We start from the raw sequence: 18,093 nt of genomic DNA on the forward strand, positions 1-18,093 counted from the left end.
CCGCCCCGAAAACCCGCTGAAAGGCGTTCCCACCGTGACCACCGAAGCGTACGTCTACGACGCGATCCGCACCCCGCGCGGCCGGGGCAAGGCCACCGGCTCGCTGCACGGCACCAAGCCGATCGACCTGGTCGTCGGCCTGATCCACGAACTGCGCGGCCGCTACCCCGGGTTGGACCCGGCCGCGATCGACGACATCGTGCTCGGCGTGGTCAGCCCGGTCGGCGACCAGGGCTCCGACATCGCCCGGATCGCGGCCATCGCGGCCGGCCTGCCCGACACCGTCGCCGGCGTCCAGGAGAACCGCTTCTGCGCCTCCGGCCTGGAAGCCGTCAACCTGGCCGCCGCCAAGGTCCGTTCCGGCTGGGAGGACCTGGTCCTGGCCGGCGGCGTGGAGTCGATGTCCCGGGTGAAGATGGCCTCCGACGGCGGCGCCTGGTTCGCCGACCCGATGACCGCGTACGAGACCGATTTCGCCCCGCAGGGCATCGGCGCCGACCTCATCGCCACCATCGAGGGCTTCTCCCGCACCGACGTGGACGCCTTCGCCGCCGAGTCCCAGGCCCGCGCCGCCAAGGCCCAGGCGGACGGCCTGTTCGACCGCTCGGTCGTCCCGGTGCGCGACCGCAACGGCCTGGTCGTGCTGGAGCGCGACGAGTTCATCCGCCCCGGCACCACCGTCGAGACCCTGGCCGGCCTCAAGCCGTCCTTCGCCGGCATCGGCGAGGCCGGCGGCTTCGACGCCGTCGCCCTCCAGAAGTACCACTGGGTCGAGGCCATCGACCACGTCCACCACGCGGGCAACTCCTCCGGCATCGTGGACGGCGCCGCACTGGTGGCCATCGGCAACCGCGAGGTCGGCGAGCGGTACGGGCTGCGCCCGCGCGCCCGGATCGTCTCCGCCGCCGTCTCCGGCTCCGAGCCGACCATCATGCTCACCGGCCCCGCCCCGGCCACCCGCAAGGCGCTCGCCAAGGCCGGGCTCACCGCCGCTGACATCGACCTGGTCGAGATCAACGAGGCCTTCGCCGCGGTCGCGCTCCGCTTCATCCGCGAACTCGGCTTCCGCCACGACCAGGTGAACGTCAACGGCGGCGCGATCGCGCTCGGCCACCCGCTCGGCGCCACCGGCGCGATGCTGCTCGGCACCGTGGTCGACGAACTGGAGCGGCGCGACCTGCGGTACGGCCTGATCACCCTCTGCGTGGGCGGCGGCATGGGCATCGCCACCATCGTCGAGCGCATCTGAGCCCACGCGTCGCCCGCCGCCTCCCTTCGTTGGACACGCTGCGCGTGGTACCTCCCTCTGCAGACCGGTAGACCTGGAGAACTTGATGAGCGACACCACCACCATCCGCTGGGAGCAGGACCAGGACGGCGTGGTCACCCTCGTCCTCGACGACCCCACCCAGTCCGTCAACACCATGAACGAGGCCTTCACCGCCGACTTCGAGACCGTCGTCGGGCGGCTCGCCGCCCTGGCCGCCGCGGACGCGCTGCGCGGCGTGGTGATCGCCTCCGGCAAGAAGACCTTCTTCGCCGGGGGAGACCTGCGGATGCTCTCCGCCGCCCGACCCGAGGACGCCGAGGCCGTCTTCGAGAAGTCGATGCGGATCAAGCGCGCGCTGCGCACCCTGGAGACCCTCGGCAAGCCGGTCGTCGCCGCCGTCAACGGCAGTGCGCTCGGCGGCGGCCTGGAGCTCGCCCTCGCCTGCCACCACCGGATCGCGCTCGACACCCCGGCCAGCCGGATCGGCCTGCCCGAGGTCACCCTCGGCCTGCTGCCGGGCGGCGGCGGAGTGGTCCGTACGGTCCGGCTGTTCGGCATCACCGACGCCCTGCTGAAGTTCCTCCTCCAGGGCCGCCAGTACCGCCCGGCGCAGGCGCTGGAGCACGGACTGGTGCACGAACTGGTCGACACCCCGGAGGAGTTGACCGCCCGCGCGAAGGCCTGGATCGAGGCCAACCCGACCGCCGTCCAGCCCTGGGACGTCAAGGGCTACAAGATCCCCGGCGGCACCCCGGCCACCCCGGCCTTCGCCGCCAACCTGCCCGCTTTCCCGGCCAACCTGCGCAAGCAGCTCAACGGCGCGCCCTACCCGGCCCCGCGCAACGTCCTGGCCGCCGCGGTGGAGAGCGCCCAGGTGGACGTCGACACCGCGATGACGATCGAGGCCCGCTACTTCACCGAGCTGGCCTGCGGGCAGACCAGCAAGAACATGATCCAGGCGCTGTTCTTCGACATGCAGGCGGTCAACTCCGGCGCCGGGCGCCCGAAGGGCGTGGAGAAGCGGCCGGTCCGCAAGGTCGCGGTGCTCGGCGCCGGGATGATGGGCGCGGGCATCGCCTACGCCTGCGCCAAGGCCGGCATCGAGGTCGTGCTCAAGGACGTCGGCATCGAGGCCGCCGAGCGCGGAAAGGCCTACTCCGAGGGGCTGTTGAACAAGGCCGTCGCGCGCGGGCGCTCCACCGAGGCCGACCGCGACGAGCTGCTGGCCCGGATCACCCCCACCGCCGAGGCCGCCGACCTGGCCGGCTGCGACGTGGTGATCGAGGCGGTCTTCGAGAACACCGAGCTCAAGCACAAGGTGTTCCAGGAGATCGAGGGCGTGGTCGGCCCCGACACGCTGCTCTGCTCCAACACGTCCACCCTGCCGATCGGCCTGCTCGCCGAAGGCGTCGAGCGCCAGGGCGACTTCATCGGGCTGCACTTCTTCTCGCCGGTCGACAAGATGCGCCTGGTCGAGATCATCCGCGGCCCGCGCACCGGCGACGAGGCGCTGGCCCGCGCCTTCGACCTGGTCCGGCAGATCGACCGCACCCCGATCGTGGTCAACGACTCCCGCGGCTTCTTCACCTCGCGGGTGATCGGCCAGTTCCTCAACGAGGGCGTCGCCATGGTCGGCGAGGGCATCCACCCGTCCAGCATCGAGCAGGCCGCCGCCCAGGCCGGCTACCCCGCCAAGGTGCTCTCCCTGATGGACGAGCTGACCCTCACCCTGCCGCGCAAGATCCGCGACGAGTACCGGCGCTCGGTGGAGGCCGTCGGCGGCAGCTGGACGCCGCACCCGGCCGACGCGGTGGTCGACCGGATGGTCGACGAGTTCGGCCGCCCGGGGCGCAGCGGCGGCGCTGGCTTCTACGAGTACGGCGAGGACGGCAGGCGCGGGCGGCTCTGGCCGGGGCTGCTGGAGCACTTCTCCGGTGCTCCGGCCGGTGCTGCCGCGGATGCCTCGGGTGGCGCTCCCGCTGGTGCTCCGGGTGACGTTTCGTTCGAGGACCTCAAGGAGCGGATGCTGTTCAGCGAGGCGCTGGACTCGGTGCGCTGCCTGGAGGAGGGCGTGCTGACCTCGGTCGCCGACGCCAACGTGGGCTCGATCCTCGGCATCGGCTTCCCGGCCTGGACGGGCGGCGTGTTCCAGTACATCAACGGGTACGAGGGCGGCCCGGCCGGCTTCGCGGCCCGCGCCCGCGAACTCGCCGCCGCGTACGGCGAGCGGTTCGCGCCGCCGGCGCTGCTGGAGCGGGTCGCGGCCGAGGGGCGGACCTTCACGGACTGACCGGTCGGCCTGCTGGCCTACCGGCCTACCGATCTGCTGACCTGCTGACCTGCTCGGACTTGGGTGAGGCCGTGGCCCGTACGGCCTCACCCGGGTTCCAGGCCCGACTCCAGGCCCGATTCCTGGTCCGACTCCCGGCTCAGCTCCTCGCCGAGTTCCTCCCGGAGCGAGCGCTGGAAGGCCGTGACCAGCGCCTGCGCCACCATCGGCTGGATGTGGTCCGTCAGCGCCCGCATCCGGGCCAGCTCGGCGGGCGCGGGCTCGCTCTCCCGGTACGGCTTCCACACCGTCTCGCGGAACAGCCGCTGCAACTCCCGTGCCGTCGCCCGGCTGTGCTCCAGCACCACGGCCCGGGCGGCCAGCAGCGTCTCCAGCGGGATCGGCACGTCCAGGATCCGCACGCCCAGCGGCAGCAGCCCGGGATCCACCCGGAACACCTCCGGATCCCGCGTCCGCTCCAGCGCCCCCATCGCGGCGAGCCGCTCGACCTGCCCCTCCGTCAGACCCCGCCCGGCCCGCCGCTCCAGCTGCGCCCGGGTGACCTCCTCCGGGGTCTCCGGCGTCCACGACGCCACCAGCGCACGGTGGATCGCCAGGTCCAGCGGCGTACTGTCCTCCGGCAACCGCGCCAGGTACCGCTCGATCGCGGCCAGCGTCAGGCCCTGCCGCTGCAACTCCTCGATCAGCTCCAGCCGGTCCAGGTGCGCCGCCCCGTACAGACCCACCCGCCGCGGCCCCAGCTCCGGCGGCGGCAGCAGCCCCTTCGTCCCGTAGAACCGCACCGTCCGCACCGTCACCCCGGCCCGCGCCGCCAGCTCGTCCACCGTCAGCCGCACTCCGCCCCCCACCCCGCCGTGCTCCCCCATCCGCCGCCTCCCGCGCTGGCACACTCCTGCTGTGACAGCAGCAGTGTGACAGTGGTGGGCGGGCCGGTCCACCGATGCGGGCGGCGGGCGGCAGGCGAGCGGCGGGGGTGTGCGGGAGTGCGGGCGCGTGCGGACGCGTGGGGGCGCTGACGCCGACGCCCCGGCCGTCCGCCGGGGGACCGGCTTCGGGCAGGGGCGTCGGGGTTGCGGGCAGGGGCGTCGGGGTTGCGGCGTCGGGGTTGCGGTGGCCCGGGGGGTCAGGCGAGGGCGGCGTGGTGGCGGCGGGTGACCTCGGGGTGGGCCCTGGTGTAGCCCTTCCACTCGTTGAGGCCGAAGTCGGCGAAGAGCGGGTTGGCCGGGTCGGCGGTGGCGCCGGGGGCGTGGTGGGCGAGCGGGAAGTCCAGCGGCTCGATATGGGCGTCGAGGCGCGGGTTGTAGAAGAACGGCACCGAGAAGCGCTCGCGGGCGCCGACCGGGCTCACCACGCGGTGGTTGGTGGCCTTGAGGTAACCGTCCGTGGCCACCTCCAGCAGCTCGCCGAGGTTGACGACGAAGGCGCCGTCGAGCGGCGGGACCTCGAGGAAGGTGCCGTCCGCGCGCTCGACCTGGAGGCCGCCGACGGTGTCCTGCAGCAGCAGGGTGATGAAGCCGTAGTCCTTGTGGGCGCCGACGCCCTGGCCGGCGCCGTCCGGGGCGGTGCCGGGGTAGCGGACCAGCTTGAGGCGCAGGTGGGGATGGCCGGCGAAGGCCTCGTCGTAGAAGTCGGGGCGGGCGCCGATCGCGGCGAGGAGTTCGTGCAGCAGGCGGCGGGCGACCGCGCCGAGGTGGTCGATCCAGCCGAGCGCGGCGGTGCGCAGCTCGGGGAGGGCCTCGGGCCACTGGTTGGGCCCCTCCAGCCACCAGTACGGGGGCTCGCCGCTGCCGGGGACGTGCGGGGGCAGCTCGGCGCCGATGTCCAGCTGGTCGCGCCAGTCCTGGCTGCCGCCGGTGCGCTCGTCGCCGGTGCGGGTGTAGCCCCGGTAGTGGGGGGAGTTGAGGTTGCTCACGGCGAGCCGGTCGGCCTCGGGGAGGGCGAAGAAGGCGCGCATGGCCTGGGCGAGCGCGGCCGTCTCCTCCGGGGTGACGCCGTGGCCGACCAGCTGGAAGAACCCGACGCCGGTGGCCGCGGCGCGGAGCTCGTCGTGCAGGCGGCGGCGGTCGTCCGGGCTGCCGTCGGCGAGCGAGAGGTCGACCACCGGGAGGGCGTCCGCCGAGGGGGAGCCGGTGCCGGTGCCGGTCTCGGATATGGGCGTGTACTGCTGCGTCATGTGTGACATCCGCTGGGTCTCGTCCCGGCTGGTCCCGGTGGTCGACCGGGGGCGGCCGGAGCTGTGCCTGGTGCGGCGGGTGCTCCGGGGCCGGGAGGTGGTGGCGGCCGGGCAGGGGTCGCCGTTGAGGGTGGGTGGCGCGAGGTTCAGCCGGAGCGTCGACAGGACATGGTCGTCACGCGGAGCAGGTCCACGTGGCGGCGGCGAACAAGGATGAGCACCCCACCAGCCTAATTGACCCGTTCTGCGGCAGGCGAGCCCCCTGCAGCGGAGGGCCACTCGCTATTTGTCGGTGATCTATCAAGTTGTGGGGCGGTGGCGCCGGAGTGCGGGCGGTGGCGGCTCCTTTCGGGAGTCGTTCGGGAGTCGTTCAGGAGTTGTTGAGGTAGGCCAGGACGGCCAGGACCCGGCGGTTGTCGTCATCGGAGGGCTGGAGGTCGAGCCGGACGAAGATCGACGCGGTGTGCTTGGCGACGGCCCGCTCGGTGATCACCAGCTGCTGGGCGATCGCCGCATTGGACCGGCCCTCCGCCATCAGTCCGAGCACCTGCCGCTCGCGCGGGGAGAGCGTGGAGACCGGGCCGGCCGAGGAGTTGTGGGTGAGCAGCCGGGTGATCACCTCCGGATCCATCGCGGTGCCGCCCTGGGCGACCCGCCGTACGGCGTCGATGAACTGGGTGCCGTCCATCACCCGGTCCTTGAGCAGGTAGCCGATCCCGCCGGTGCTGCCGGCCAGCAGCTCGCGGGCGTACAGCTGCTCCACGAACTGCGACAGCACCAGGACGGGCAGGCCCGGGTGGGCCTGACGGGCCGCCAGCGCCGCCCGCAGGCCCTCGTCGGTGAAGCTCGGCGGCAGCCGGACGTCCACCACGGCGATGTCGGGCCGGTCCGCGGCCACCGCGGCGAGCAGCTGCTCGCCGTCCTCCACCGCCGCGGTGACCTTCATGCCGTTGGCCTCCAGCAGCCGGGTCAGTCCGTCCCGGAGGAGGAAGAGGTCTTCGGCGATGACAACGCGCACGGGATCTCCAGGTTCACGATGGTCGGCCCACCGGGCGGGCTGCTGATCGCGAGCACCCCGTCGAAGGCGGCCAGTCGGCGTTCGGTTCCGCTGAGGCCGGTCCCCCGGGACGGCTCGGCGCCGCCGCGCCCGTCGTCGGTGACCGATATCCGCAGCAGCCCGTCACTGTGCCCTATCTCGATCCACACCCGCGAGGCCCCGGCGTGCTTCACCACGTTGGCCAGCAGCTCCGTCACCGCGAAGTAGGCGGCCGACTCCACCGGGGCGGGCGCCCGGCCGGGCAGGCCGCCGGTGAAGCCGACCGGCAGCGGCAGGTCCAGCGCCGTCGCCCGCACCGCGTCGGCCAGGCCGCGGTCGGCGAGCACCGGGGGGTGGATCCCGCGGACCAGGTCCCGCAGCTCGCCCAGCGCCTTCACCGAGGACAGCCGGGCCTCGGCCAGCAGCGGCCCGAGGGCGTCCGGGTCGTCCTTCAGCTGCTCGGCCACGGTCAGCAGCATGCCCAGTGCGACCAGCCGGGCCTGCGCCCCGTCGTGCAGGTCCCGCTCGATCCGGCGCAGCTCGGCCGCGCCGGCGTCGATGGTGTCCGCCCTGGTCCGCGCGAGATGGCTGACCTGGCGGGCCAGCTCGGCCCGGCGGGAGGGCCCGAGCAGGGCCCGGGCGGCCTTCTCGTGGATCCGCAGGGCCGGCGGGGCGGCCCACAGGACGGCCAACGGGGCGATGGTCAGGCCCATCGAGTAGACGACGCCCAGGGCGAAGAACGGTCCGTTCCGGCCGAAGACCTCCAGGGCGACCGGGGTCAGTACGACGATCGCGGCGGTGAGCAGCACGGTGGCGCCGGTGAGCAGCGTCCAGGCGAAGTCCCGCCAGGTCGCCGGGTCGGTGAGCCAGCCGCCGGCCCGCAGCCGCGGCCAGGCCCCGGCGCGGACCGGCCGGCGGTACGGCACCGGTATCGGCCGCCCGCTCCACTTCCCGACGGTGCGCCTGCTCTCCGTCGCGATCCAGCGGGCGCCGAACAGCCCGAGCACCAGCAGTGCGGGCGCCAGCCAGACCGAACCGGACCGGCCGCCCGGCGCCGCACCGCCGTAGAGGTGGGCCGCCATCAGCGCTATCGTCCCCGGAGCGAACAGTGCGGCGCCGACCGCCCGGCCGCCGCCCCCGGTGGCCCAGCAGAGCGCCCACAGGGCGACCGGTGCCATCGGCACCGCCAGGATCAGCGGCCCGCCCGGGGTGAAGCCCCCGGGCTCGTCCGGACCGAACAGCGCGGTGGCCAGCAGGACCGGCCCCGCCAGCAGCGCGAGGAACCCCGTCACGGCCAGCGTCACCGCGTACCAGGCGCGCACCCCGTCCGCACACGCCCGGCCGACCCGCAGGGCCAGTCCGTTCAGCACTCCCGCGTCCATGACGCGCCCCCTCTCCCTTGCGCGGCCCCGCCCGGAGGCCGCGGTGCCGCGGCCTGAAGCCGCGGTTCCGAAGCTGTCGTTCCGGGGCCCCGCGGACCCCGGTTCCGATCTTTCGCTGGGTCAGTCTGCCCGGCCGGGGCCCCTGGTGCTCTAGGCCTGAACACCCAGTTCGGGGTGTATCTGGATACACCCCGCAGAGGCCGTCCAGACGGCTGTCGGCACCCCGCCGCCGATTCGTAGCGTGATGTTCCGTCAGCCGGCCCGGGCTTCCCGGGGCCGGACGCCGAACAGTGGAGGGCCCGTGAACGCGCCGATCATCCGGATCCGCGGCGTCAGCAAGACGTACGACCGATCCGACGCCGCCCGTCCCGCCCTGGCCGGGCTCGACCTGGAGGTCCGGGCCGGAGAGGCACTGGCCGTGCTCGGCCGTTCGGGCAGCGGCAAGTCCACCCTGCTGAACCTGATCGCCGGCCTCGACCGCCCGAGCGAGGGCGAGGTGGAGGTGGACGGCGTCGCCGTGCACCGGCTCGGCGAGGCCGCGCTGGCCGAGTACCGGCGGGCGCGGATCGGCATGGTGTTCCAGTTCTTCAACCTGCTGGACGACCTGACCGCGGAGGACAACGTGCTGCTCCCGGCCCAGCTGGCCGGGATGCGGCGGGAGCAGGCGCGGGCCCGGGGCGGGGAGCTGCTGGAGCGGCTGGGGGTGGCCCGGCACGCCAAGGCCTTCCCCGGCCGGCTCTCCGGCGGGGAGCGCCAGCGGGTCGCGGTCGCCCGGGCGCTGATGAACCGTCCGCCGCTGCTGCTGGCCGACGAGCCCACCGGGGCGCTGGACACCGCCTCGGCCGCCGACGTCCGCGACCTGCTGCGCGGGCTCAACGCGGAGGGCCAGACGATCCTGCTGGTCACCCATGACACCGCGCTCGCGGAGGCCTGCGCCGACCGGACGATCGAACTGCTCGACGGCCGGCTGGTCCGGGACACGGCGGCCGTGCCGGCACCGGGCGGTGGCCGATGAGCGCGCTCGGCAAGGTGGTGCGCGCCGGGGTCGGCCGCCGGCGGGTGCAGACCCTGGTGATGGTGCTCACCACGATGGTGTCCGTGACGGCGTGCATCCTCGCGCTCGGGCTGCTGGTCGCCGCCCAAGGCCCGTACCAGCGCTCTTTCACCGACCAGCGCGGCGCCCACCTCAACGTGCTGTACGACCAGGCCAGGGCGAGCCCCGCCCAGCTCGCCGTGGCGGCCCACGCGCCCGGCGTGACGGCCTCGGCCGGCCCCTACCAGGCGGTCGCCGTCCAGCCGCGCTCCGGCCCCGATACCCGGATCCCGCCGGCCGGGAGCCCGCTGCCGCCGATGACGCTGGTCGGCCGTGCCCAGGACGGCCCGCTGGACGGCCTGCGGATCACCAAAGGCCGCTGGGTCGCCGGCCCCGGCGAGGTGGTGTTCCTGGACGGGCACTCGCCGCTGGCGGTCGGCGACAGCATGGAGTTCCCGGAGCTGTCGGGGCATCCGATGCTCAAGGTCGTCGGCCTGGCGGCCTCGGTCTCCTGGAGCGCGGACGGCTGGGTCGCCCCGGAGCAGGTGGCCGGGCTGACGGCGCCCGGAACGGAGCCCTCCGTCCAGTACCTCTACCGCTTCGCCCACGCCGGCGGCGACGCCGAGGTGGAGGCCGACCGTGCCGCACTGGCCGCCGCGGTCCCGGGCGGGGCGCTCGCCAGGGCCACCTCCTACCGGCCCGCCCAGGAGGAGGCGAACCGGACGGCCTCGACCTTCGTCCCGTTCGTCACGGCCTTCGGGGTGCTCGGCCTGGCCATGTCGGTGCTGATCATCGGAGTCGTGGTCAGCGGCGCCGTCAGCGCCGCCACCCGGCGGATCGGCATCCTCAAGTCCCTGGGCTTCACCCCGGCCCAGGTGGCGCGCGCCTACGTCGGCCAGGCGCTGATACCCGCCGGGGTCGGCACGGCGCTCGGTGTGCTCCTCGGCAACCTGCTGTCCGTACCGGTCCTCGGGCTGGCTCACAAGGCCCTGCGCGGCGGGCTGCTCGGCATCCCGGTCTGGGTGGACGTCGTGGTCGCGGTGGCGGCCCTGGGGGCGGTGGCGGGCACCGCGCTGGTACCGGCGCTGCGGGCCGGGCGGCTGCGGACGGTGGAGGCGCTCGCGGTCGGCCGGACGGCGCCGGGCGCCAAGCGGGCAGCCGCCCGCGGCACGGTCGGCGGGGCGGGGGCGGGAGCGGTGGGCCCGGTGTCCCGGGCGCAGGAGCTGATCGGCCGGCTGCCGGTGCCACGGGCGCTCAGCCTCGGGCTGGCCTCCCCGCTCAACCGGCCGGGCCGCTCGGCGACCACCGGGGCCGCCGTGGTGCTCGGCACGGTCGGGGTCACGCTCTGCGTCGGCCTGACGCTCTCGCTGGGCTCGATCCAGGACGGTCTGGCGGCCGACCGCGCGGGCAAGGTGGTGGTCCAGACCCCGTTCGACGGCTCCGCGCCGTCCGCCGACCACGTGGACGAGGCGGCCGTGGCCAGGGCCGTCGACTCCCGCCCGGGCACCCGGGCCTGGTACAGCACCGTCCCGACCCCGGTCGCCCTGGCCGGCAGCACCGGGCGCTCCGAAGTGGTCGCGTTCAGCGGCGATACCTCCTGGAGCGGCTTCCAACTGGTCTCCGGCCGCTGGTTCCACGGCCCCGGAGAGGTCGTGGTGGCCGCCGCCACCCTGCGGGCCACCCAGGCGAAGGTCGGTGACACCGTCACCCTCACCGACCACGGACACAGCACCCCGGCGAAGATCACCGGCGAGGTCCTGACCACCAACGACCTGGTGTTCACGGACCGGTCCACGCTGGCGCCGCTCGGCGGCGCGATCCACGCCGAGGCGCTCACCTTCCACATCGACCTCACCCCGGGCACCGATGCGCAGTCCTACGCCGACGGGCTGGACCAGGCCGTGAAGCCGCTGGGCCTGAGCGCCGACCCCGGAGAGGAGCACCTCAGCATCGTGGTGCTGGCGATGAACACCCTGGCGGGCACGCTCACGCTGCTGCTCTCCGTGGTGGCGGGACTCGGGGTGCTCAACACCGTGCTGCTGGACACCCGGGAGCGGGTGCACGACCTCGGGGTGCTCAAGGCGCTCGGGATGTCACCCCGGCAGACCGTCGGCATGGTGCTCACCTCGGTCTGCGGCAGCGGGCTGGCGGCCGGGGTGATCGGGGTCCCGATCGGCATCCTGGTGCACCACCGGGTGATGCCCGCGATGGCACGGGCCGCCGGAATCGGGGTGCCGGACGCCGACCTCGCCGTGTTCGCCCCGTCGGTGGTGGGGCCGCTGATACTCGGCGGCCTGGTGCTGGCCCTGCTCGGAGCCGCCCTCCCGGCCACCTGGGCGGCCCGCACCAGGACGGTCACGGCGCTGCGGACGGAGTGACGACGCGGGGGAGGGCCAGGAGAGGAAACAAAACCCGGTACCCGGCCCCGTCTGGGAACCCCCCGTAAGGCTCCCAGACAGGGCCGGGCCGGGCAGGGCTGACCCAGGCCGTCCGATCAGGCCCGGCTCAGGCCCGGCTCAGGACAGCCGTGCCGCCGCGTACGCCTCCATGGCAGCACGCTGGTAAGCGGCCAGGCCCGGGGCGATGGCCTCGTACGCGGCGCTCCACTGCTCGTTCTCGGTGCAGGAGCGGGCGATCGCCAGGTACTCCTCGGTCGAGACGGACCGGAAGTCGTGGAGCAGCCGGTACTCCTCCTCGACCGTGGTCTGCACGGCCTCGGCGTCGGCCGGGTGGCCGGCCGCCTTCAGCTCCGCCAGGCGGATCATGCGGGCGGTCCGCTCGCGCTGCCCGGCCTCGATCTCGGCCGGGGTCATCGCGGCGGTCGCGCGCCGGGCCGCCTCGGCGTGCTCGGGGAAGTCGCGCAGGCTCGCGTCGACGTCGTCGGGCTGGATGCCCTCGAACAGGTTCTCGGGGCGGTTGATGGTCATGGGTGTGCCGTCCTTCTGGGAGCGTTCCAGGTCGGCGATCGTGCGGGAAACGGTGGCGGCCAGGGCGTCGAGCCGGTCGCGCTCGGCGACCAGCCGCCGACGGTGGCCCCGCAAGGCCTCCAGCTCGTCCACCTGATCGCTCAGGATCCGGGCGATCTCGGTCAGCCCTACGCCCAGCGCCCGCAGTACCAGGATCTGTTGCAGCTGGAGCAGCTGCCGCTCCTCGTAGTAGCGGTGGCCGTTGGAGCCGATCCAGGCCGGGGGCAGCAGCCCGATCTCGTCGTAGTGCCGCAGGGTCCTGGCCGTCACACCGGACATCCGGGCCACCTCGGCGATGGGCCAGGCCATGGTTGCCTCCCTCGTTTCCACGTCCCACGTTCGCGTGGACCAGGGCCGGTTCTCCGGCCCTGGTCATGACGGTAGAAGCTGCCGCTGCGGCAGCTTCAAGCCCGGGACTTCCACGCTGCCCGCACGTTGTCGTACGGCCGCTCAGACCTCGCCGAACCAGTCCAGGGACTGCCCGTGCGGTCCGGTGAAGGCCACCGGCCGCTCGCCCAGGGCCAGCGCGAACAACCCGGCGACGGCCGCCGGGCGGGGGAGGCGTCGGGCGACGGCCGGCAGCACCGAGACGGCCTCGTTGGAGATCCAGTGCCCGGGCAGCTCACGCATCGTCGCCGCGAACTCCTCCCGCTCCTCCGGCGGCAGGTACGCGAGCACCGCGCTGTGGAACACCACCGGCGTCGCCCCCGCCGGGGCCCGCGCGACCAACTCCCGTACCGTCGCGTTGAGATCGCCGCGCACCAGCAGCGGCGGTTCGGCCCGGGCGACCCGGACGGCGCCGCGCAGCCGCTCCAGCCGATGGGTCTGCTCGGGCCAGACCAGCGACTCCAGCCAGCGCATGTCCTCCTCGGCCCGCACGTCCAACGGATTGAGGTCGATCCCGGCCCGCCACACCACCTCGGGCAGCCGTTCCCGCAGGGAGCCGGGGAGCGGCACCGGCCCGCTCACCACGCAGTCCAGCGTCACCGGGCTCGCGGCGGCGCCGAACTCGGCGACCGGGGCACCGGCCCCACGCTCATGTCCGTCCCCGTCCCCCTGCCCGTCCCCGTCCCGCTGCCCGTCCTTGTCCCGGTCCCCGGCCAGGTACCGGTACCGATACCGGTCCGGGTACAGGCAGAGCCCGGCCGAGGCGCCCACCTCGATCAGGGCGAGCGGCTGCGGCAGCGCGGCCAGCAGCGGCAGCAGGGTGGCGCAGCGGCCCGCCTCGTTGGTCTGCGTCCGCCGCTCCAGCATCGTCGCCGAGACCTCGGCCCACCGCTGCGCCGCCCAGTCGCGGAAGGCCGGCCAGCCCTCCGTCACCGGCCCACCCAGGTGCCGGACCGCGCCGAACAGCAGGTTCGGCTGCCGCTTCACGGCCGGAAGCCCGTCCAGCAGTGCGCGCAACTCCCCGTCCCCGGCGACGCCTTCGGCCAGTTCCTGGTAGATCGGCGAGTTCCCGCGCGCCTCCCGCTCCGCGAACGCCCGGTAGAGCTCCTCCGTGTCGCCGCGCATCCCCCACCGGTCCTTTCGACGCCTTCGCGAGTGATCGAATCGGCCCAGCCTACGCCCGGACCGACGTGCCACCCGCTGACCCCAAGCGCTCTCCCGGACGGTGAAGCAGGAGTGGCGCGGTCCGCCGTGACCGCCGGGTGGTGGGGAGCTCACGGCCTTGGGAGCGACTGGGTTCGGGGCGTACCGGCCCGGCGGATCGGCCACCGGGTGACCGGCAGGTGGCCCGTCGGGTGAGCATGAGTTCGGTGTCGGGCCTGCGGTGAACAGCGTCACCGTCTCCGATGACCTCCTGGAACGCCACTTCGCCGCCTTCGAGGAACCCAACGGCGAGGGCGAGCGCGTCATTGTCCAGGAACAGCTCCCCAGGCCGCTGCCCAGGGCTCGTCCGCGAGTTCGGCAGGCTCCAGCACGCGTCGGGCGCAAGGAGAAGGAGGGTGAACTACCGCTGCTGTCGGACGACTGCGGTGCCGGCGCCCAAGTCGACACCCAGGCGAGGCGGGGCGCCGGCGTGGTCGTCGTCCCGTAGGACCAGTTGAGTCCGCCGCTGCTCGATCTGCACGCGCTTGTTGGCATTGAAGAAGGCGTGCAACTCCTCGGTCGCGGTGGCGCCAAGGCCGAGCCCGCTCCTTCGCGTCCGGGTGGTCAGACGGCGGCACAACCATCGCGGGCTGCCCGATCGAACCACGAGATGCCGGATCGAGGCCAGTGTGAAGGGCACGATCACCAGTACTGCCATGAGGAGCAGACCCGCCATCATCACCATGTCGGTCCAACGCGTGGAGGTGACACATCCGTTCCTGGCCGTTGCCGCCGTCCACGGCGGCGCCGATCGGCCGCCGACCGGGCTTGTCGCCCACTGGCGGCAACGGCTCCTGGGTGCTCAGCCGAGCAGGCCGCCCATGTGGCCGTCCTCGGCGAGCAGCCGCCAGGAGCAGCCGGGCGAGGCGAACGCCTCCGGGTCGACGGCCTCCACCAGCCGGTCCACCACCGCGCTCAGCAGCGCCTGCGGATCGAACACCGACCATGTCTCCCGGGCCCGGCCGTAGTCCCAGCGGTCCCATTCGGCGCGCAGCCGCTCGTACGTCCAGAGGGCGTAGAGCAGGGCGGACAGGTCGCGGTTGAGGTAGGCCTCGGGGTGGCCGTCGTCGTACCAGTCCGGCAGCTCCAGCCGGCCGGTGGCGCCGTCCAGGGCGATCGTGAGGTCGGTCGGCCAGTCCCCGAGGGCGAGGAAGTCCCGCTGGTACGGGCGTTCCTCCTCGCCGTCGAAGTACTCGGGGTAGGCCTCGCCCATGGTGACCAGCGGTTCCTCGCACACCCCGAACATCGCCCCGCCCAGCGGCAGGCCGACCTCGGTCAGCAGCCGCCGGGTCGGCTCGTGGACCAGGGCGGCGGGCAGCTCGGCGGGCCGGAAGCGGTGCACCCGGCCGGGGCCGCCGTCCTCGTCCGTCAGCGCGGCCAGCTCCGCCACCAGCTCCGGGGCTATCGCGTACGCGGGCCCGCCCGGACCGCCCGGCAGGGCGCCCCAGCCCAGCGCCCGCACCAGCAGCGCGGTGCCCCAGTGCGGGGGCGGTGCGGAGCCGTCGCCGAACAGGCCGGGATCGATCTCCCGCATCCGCCGTTCGGCCCCCGCCAGCACCTCGGCCAGGACGGCCGGTCCGCGCCGCCCGTCCAGCGCCTCCGGGCGCAGCGCCGCCTCGGCCACCGCGTCGACCTCGCGCACCAGGCCCGCGAGCGCGGTCAGGCCGGAGGCCAGCAGGTCGCGCCGCGGGCCGCCGTTGTCCAGGAACACCTCACCGGTCACCCCGTCCAGCAGCACCAGGCTGCCGCCGGCGGCGAACGGCGTGCAGTACTCCGTCTCCCCGAGGACGAACAGCCGCTCCGCCTCCGCCGGGAACGCCGTCAGCTCCCCGCCCCGGAGCGCCTCGAAGTCCAGGAACGCCCCGGCCGCAGGCAGCCCCTCCCGCACCAGGAACTCCCGGCTCCCCGCGTGCACCACCCCACCCGGCAGCTCCGCCACCCGCTCACACCTCACGTGCCCCCACCCTTTCCCGGCCTGCCCCGTGACCCACAGACCCTAGCGGTCCGGCCTGACAGTGCTGAGGTGTGCTGTGGGTGGGGGAGGTGTGCGGTGGCCCGCCCGGGTCACGGCAGCGCGACCTCGTCGACGTTCCAGTGTTCGGGCAGGTCCGCGTCGCAGAAGGCGCAGGCGTAGTGCTCCTCGCGGACGAGGTTGCAGTTGCCGCACCGCGGGCAGCGGCGGAAGACCGCGGCGTGGGTGAAGGCGCCGGGGTGCGGGAGTCCGACGAGGGTGAGGGCGGCGGCGACGGCGGGCCAGGAGGTGGTGTCGGGGCAGTAGCCGGTGGAATGGTTGCCGACCGTCTCGACCTCCCAGCCGTCCCGCGAACGCCGGAACCCGATCTCCCCGGCGCTCAGCACCAACTCACCACCCGCGCAGGCCACATGCTCGCTACGGTGCGGAGCAAGCCGCAGTGTGCCGCCGAGGCCGACCACGAAGGTGAACGGCTCCGCGAGCTCCGCCGCCGTCCGCTCCGCCCGCTCCTCCGCCCAGGCGGCGAACTCGCCTGCTGTCCGTACCGGTTGGCCGCGTCCGGTGCCCGTCCCGCCGTCGTCCCCCGGCCACAGTTCCGGCGGTCCCACGTACCGGTACGCCCGTCCGAAGCCGTCCGCCGTCTCCGTCGCGACTCCCCGTTCGGTCAGCCGCACTCGCCAGTACGCCATCTCGACGGCCGTCCCGCTCAGGCCGAAGTCCCTCAGCTCGTCGAGGAGTTCCCGGGTCTGCCGGAGCGGGAGCCCCGCGCGGCCTCCTGGCCCGGTCGCAGCAGACGGCTACGCACTGGGGGCAGAACCGCTCGGCATCCCACCGCAACTCCCGCCCGTGCAGCAGGAACTGGCCGACGCTGCGGACGGCGGTGCCCCCGCAGTCCGGGCACCGGACGGCCGTCCTCGCGCCCTGCCCCTCGTCCGTCACGCCGGATGCCCCCATGCCCCATGCTCCCGTGTGCCCGTGCCCTGCCCCCGATGTCCGACACCCTACGGCGCCCCGCACCCGCCACCCCCGGCCCCGTAGAGTGCGGGGATGAAGCGCTATCTGCTGACCGGCACCCCGGGGGCCGGGAAGACGGCGGTCCTGCGGTGGTTGGAGTGCGCGGGCTACCCGGTGGTCGAGGAGGCCGCCACGGACGTCATCGCGCTGCGGCAGGCCCAGGGTGTGCCGGAGCCGTGGACGGACCCGTCGTTCGTGGACGCGGTGGTCTCCCTGCAGCGGCAGCGGCAGGAGGGGGCCGTCGGCGGGCCGGGGGAGGTGCGGTTCTTCGACCGCTCGCCGGTGTGCACGTACGCCCTGGCGGTGTACCTCGGTCATCCCGTGACCCCTTTCCTCGCCCGGGAGTTGAATCGCATCCGGGCGGAGGAGGTGTACGAACGCGAGGTGTTCTTCGTGGAGAGCCCGGGCTTCGTCACCCCGACCGAGGCGCGGCGCATCTCGTACGAGGAGTCGTTGCGGTTCGAGCGGATCCACCGGGAGGCCTATGCCGGGTTCGGGTACGTGTGCGTCCCGATCGCCCCGGGGCCGCTCGCCGACCGGGCGGCGGCCGTCGTGCGGCACGTCGGCGCGCCCGCCCGGCACGGAGGCTGAGATCCCCGGCCGCTCCTCCGCCCTCCCGGCGCTCTTCGGCTCAGGCGATGCTGCCGTCCTCCCGGTGCTCTCCGGCTCAGGCGAGGCCGCCGGCCTCCCGGGCCGCCCGCTCCACGCGGTCGTGGTGGGCCCGCCACCAGTCGGTGTCGCCGGGGGCGGTGTTGGCGCCGTCGGAGCGCTGGCCGGTGGCGCCGTCGACGAGTTCGCGGACCAGGTCGGCGTGGCCGACGTGGCGGTGGGTCTCGGCGATCATGTGGACGAGTACCCGGTGCAGGGTCTGCTCATGGCGGGCGCCGAACGGCACCTTGCCGACGGCGTCCAGCGGCAGGGCCTCGATGGTGGCGTCGGAGTGCGCCCAGACCCGTCGGTAGCGCCCGACGACCTCGTCGGTGCTCTCGTCCGCCCGCGCCCACAGGTCGCCGTTCGGCTCGGTCTGGCCGGTGATCCACACCGGGGCCGGCTCGGGGAAGGGGCGGCCGAAGGTGTCGCCGAAGTACAGCGCCTCGGCGCCGGTGACGTGCTTGACCAGGCCCAGCAGGTTGGTTCCGGTGGGGGTGAGCGGGCGGCGCAGGTCGTACTCGGAGAGGCATTCGAGCTTCCAGAGCAGGGCGTCGCGGGCGTCCTGGATGTAGATCCGGAGGTCGTTCTTGTCATCTGCAGTGGTCATGGGATCAGTCTGTTGATCGCATGATGCCTGTCCATTGATTTCCGGTCCCACCCGCCCCGACCAGGCGTCAACCCGTGCCATGATCAAGCCTGTTCACCCGAAACAGACC

General features: G+C 73.9%; 15 protein-coding genes. 5 read left to right on the forward strand and 10 right to left on the reverse strand.

The genetic code is table 11. The annotated features are described in order from the left end of the window. Nucleotides 1-34 precede the first annotated feature (34 nt). Together AMK13_RS12300 and AMK13_RS12305 are read left to right on the forward strand one after the other, a co-directional pair. Complete coding sequence (locus tag AMK13_RS12300) at nt 35-1,249, forward strand: acetyl-CoA C-acetyltransferase (protein WP_074002249.1); 1,215 nt, start codon at nt 35-37, stop codon at nt 1,247-1,249. An 85-nt stretch (nt 1,250-1,334) separates the two neighbouring features. Continuing rightward, entirely contained in the window at nt 1,335-3,560 is a 2,226-nt protein-coding gene (locus tag AMK13_RS12305; RefSeq protein WP_074002250.1) for a 3-hydroxyacyl-CoA dehydrogenase NAD-binding domain-containing protein, read from the forward strand. A gap of 86 nt (nt 3,561-3,646) precedes the next feature. Here the strand turns inward: AMK13_RS12305 and AMK13_RS12310 are convergent, their stop codons facing one another. The 4 genes from AMK13_RS12310 to AMK13_RS12325 all read right to left on the reverse strand — a co-directional run bounded on the left by AMK13_RS12310 (nt 3,647) and on the right by AMK13_RS12325 (nt 8,151). Beyond that, a complete protein-coding gene (locus tag AMK13_RS12310) occupies nt 3,647-4,426 on the reverse strand; it encodes a MerR family transcriptional regulator (RefSeq protein WP_074002251.1) in 780 nt (259 codons plus the stop codon). Nucleotides 4,427-4,683: 257 nt separating this feature from the next. Beyond that, the gene (locus AMK13_RS12315; RefSeq protein WP_074002252.1) at nt 4,684-5,733 is read right to left on the reverse strand and encodes an isopenicillin N synthase family dioxygenase; all 1,050 of its coding nucleotides are present in this window, start codon (nt 5,731-5,733) and stop codon (nt 4,684-4,686) included. A 370-nt stretch (nt 5,734-6,103) separates the two neighbouring features. Beyond that, complete coding sequence (locus AMK13_RS12320; RefSeq protein WP_049655241.1) at nt 6,104-6,751, reverse strand: response regulator; 648 nt, start codon at nt 6,749-6,751, stop codon at nt 6,104-6,106. Then, the gene (locus AMK13_RS12325) at nt 6,703-8,151 is read right to left on the reverse strand and encodes a sensor histidine kinase (protein ID WP_241852852.1); all 1,449 of its coding nucleotides are present in this window, start codon (nt 8,149-8,151) and stop codon (nt 6,703-6,705) included. Before AMK13_RS12325 ends, AMK13_RS12320 begins: the two co-directional genes overlap by 49 nt. A gap of 301 nt (nt 8,152-8,452) precedes the next feature. On the opposite strand from AMK13_RS12325, the gene AMK13_RS12330 reads away from it, so the two are divergent. Together AMK13_RS12330 and AMK13_RS12335 are read left to right on the forward strand one after the other, a co-directional pair. Beyond that, nucleotides 8,453-9,166: an ABC transporter ATP-binding protein gene (locus AMK13_RS12330; protein WP_241852853.1), complete on the forward strand. Its 714-nt coding sequence runs from the start codon at nt 8,453-8,455 to the stop codon at nt 9,164-9,166. Next, nucleotides 9,163-11,562, forward strand: a complete 2,400-nt coding sequence (locus AMK13_RS12335) for an FtsX-like permease family protein (RefSeq protein WP_074002253.1) — start codon at nt 9,163-9,165, stop codon at nt 11,560-11,562. The genes AMK13_RS12330 and AMK13_RS12335 overlap by 4 nt, the downstream gene beginning before the upstream one ends. A 138-nt stretch (nt 11,563-11,700) precedes the next feature. On the opposite strand, the gene AMK13_RS12340 is transcribed toward AMK13_RS12335, so the two are convergent. The 5 genes from AMK13_RS12340 to AMK13_RS12365 all read right to left on the reverse strand — a co-directional run bounded on the left by AMK13_RS12340 (nt 11,701) and on the right by AMK13_RS12365 (nt 16,401). Continuing rightward, on the reverse strand, nt 11,701-12,459 hold the full coding sequence (locus AMK13_RS12340; RefSeq protein ID WP_074002254.1) for a MerR family transcriptional regulator: 759 nt from the start codon (nt 12,457-12,459) through the stop codon (nt 11,701-11,703). A 141-nt stretch (nt 12,460-12,600) separates the two neighbouring features. Beyond that, a complete protein-coding gene (locus AMK13_RS12345; RefSeq protein ID WP_074002255.1) occupies nt 12,601-13,662 on the reverse strand; it encodes a DUF2332 domain-containing protein in 1,062 nt (353 codons plus the stop codon). 439 nt (nt 13,663-14,101) lie between these two features. Then, complete coding sequence (locus tag AMK13_RS43455) at nt 14,102-14,425, reverse strand: DUF6191 domain-containing protein (protein ID WP_049653768.1); 324 nt, start codon at nt 14,423-14,425, stop codon at nt 14,102-14,104. A 117-nt stretch (nt 14,426-14,542) separates the two neighbouring features. Next, nucleotides 14,543-15,679 carry an SUKH-4 family immunity protein gene (locus AMK13_RS12360; protein ID WP_074002256.1) on the reverse strand — a complete coding sequence of 379 codons (1,137 nt, stop codon included), beginning with the start codon at nt 15,677-15,679 and terminating at the stop codon, nt 14,543-14,545. A 125-nt stretch (nt 15,680-15,804) separates the two neighbouring features. Continuing rightward, entirely contained in the window at nt 15,805-16,401 is a 597-nt protein-coding gene (locus AMK13_RS12365; RefSeq protein WP_241852854.1) for a hypothetical protein, read from the reverse strand. A gap of 358 nt (nt 16,402-16,759) precedes the next feature. Between AMK13_RS12365 and AMK13_RS12370 the strand changes: the two genes are divergently transcribed. Beyond that, nucleotides 16,760-17,317: an ATP/GTP-binding protein gene (locus AMK13_RS12370; protein ID WP_074002257.1), complete on the forward strand. Its 558-nt coding sequence runs from the start codon at nt 16,760-16,762 to the stop codon at nt 17,315-17,317. 76 nt (nt 17,318-17,393) lie between these two features. On the opposite strand, the gene AMK13_RS12375 is transcribed toward AMK13_RS12370, so the two are convergent. Then, nucleotides 17,394-17,984 carry a DinB family protein gene (locus tag AMK13_RS12375; protein WP_074002258.1) on the reverse strand — a complete coding sequence of 197 codons (591 nt, stop codon included), beginning with the start codon at nt 17,982-17,984 and terminating at the stop codon, nt 17,394-17,396. Nucleotides 17,985-18,093: the final 109 nt, after the last annotated feature.

It is taken from the genome of Streptomyces sp. CB02056, assembly GCF_001905545.1.
Classification (GTDB): domain Bacteria; phylum Actinomycetota; class Actinomycetes; order Streptomycetales; family Streptomycetaceae; genus Kitasatospora.

What these genes read in the sequence shown, in the direction of transcription:
- AMK13_RS43455 (WP_049653768.1), bottom strand. Translation starts at nt 14,425, where the DNA reads ATGGTGATGATGGCGGGTCTGCTCCTCATGGCAGTACTGGTGATCGTG.
- AMK13_RS12365 (WP_241852854.1), bottom strand. Translation starts at nt 16,401, where the DNA reads ATGGCGTACTGGCGAGTGCGGCTGACCGAACGGGGAGTCGCGACGGAG.
- AMK13_RS12305 (WP_074002250.1), top strand. Translation starts at nt 1,335, where the DNA reads ATGAGCGACACCACCACCATCCGCTGGGAGCAGGACCAGGACGGCGTG.
- AMK13_RS12335 (WP_074002253.1), top strand. Translation starts at nt 9,163, where the DNA reads ATGAGCGCGCTCGGCAAGGTGGTGCGCGCCGGGGTCGGCCGCCGGCGG.
- AMK13_RS12310 (WP_074002251.1), bottom strand. Translation starts at nt 4,426, where the DNA reads ATGGGGGAGCACGGCGGGGTGGGGGGCGGAGTGCGGCTGACGGTGGAC.
- AMK13_RS12375 (WP_074002258.1), bottom strand. Translation starts at nt 17,984, where the DNA reads ATGACCACTGCAGATGACAAGAACGACCTCCGGATCTACATCCAGGAC.
- AMK13_RS12315 (WP_074002252.1), bottom strand. Translation starts at nt 5,733, where the DNA reads ATGACGCAGCAGTACACGCCCATATCCGAGACCGGCACCGGCACCGGC.
- AMK13_RS12370 (WP_074002257.1), top strand. Translation starts at nt 16,760, where the DNA reads ATGAAGCGCTATCTGCTGACCGGCACCCCGGGGGCCGGGAAGACGGCG.
- AMK13_RS12325 (WP_241852852.1), bottom strand. Translation starts at nt 8,151, where the DNA reads ATGGACGCGGGAGTGCTGAACGGACTGGCCCTGCGGGTCGGCCGGGCG.
- AMK13_RS12340 (WP_074002254.1), bottom strand. Translation starts at nt 12,459, where the DNA reads ATGGCCTGGCCCATCGCCGAGGTGGCCCGGATGTCCGGTGTGACGGCC.
- AMK13_RS12345 (WP_074002255.1), bottom strand. Translation starts at nt 13,662, where the DNA reads ATGCGCGGCGACACGGAGGAGCTCTACCGGGCGTTCGCGGAGCGGGAG.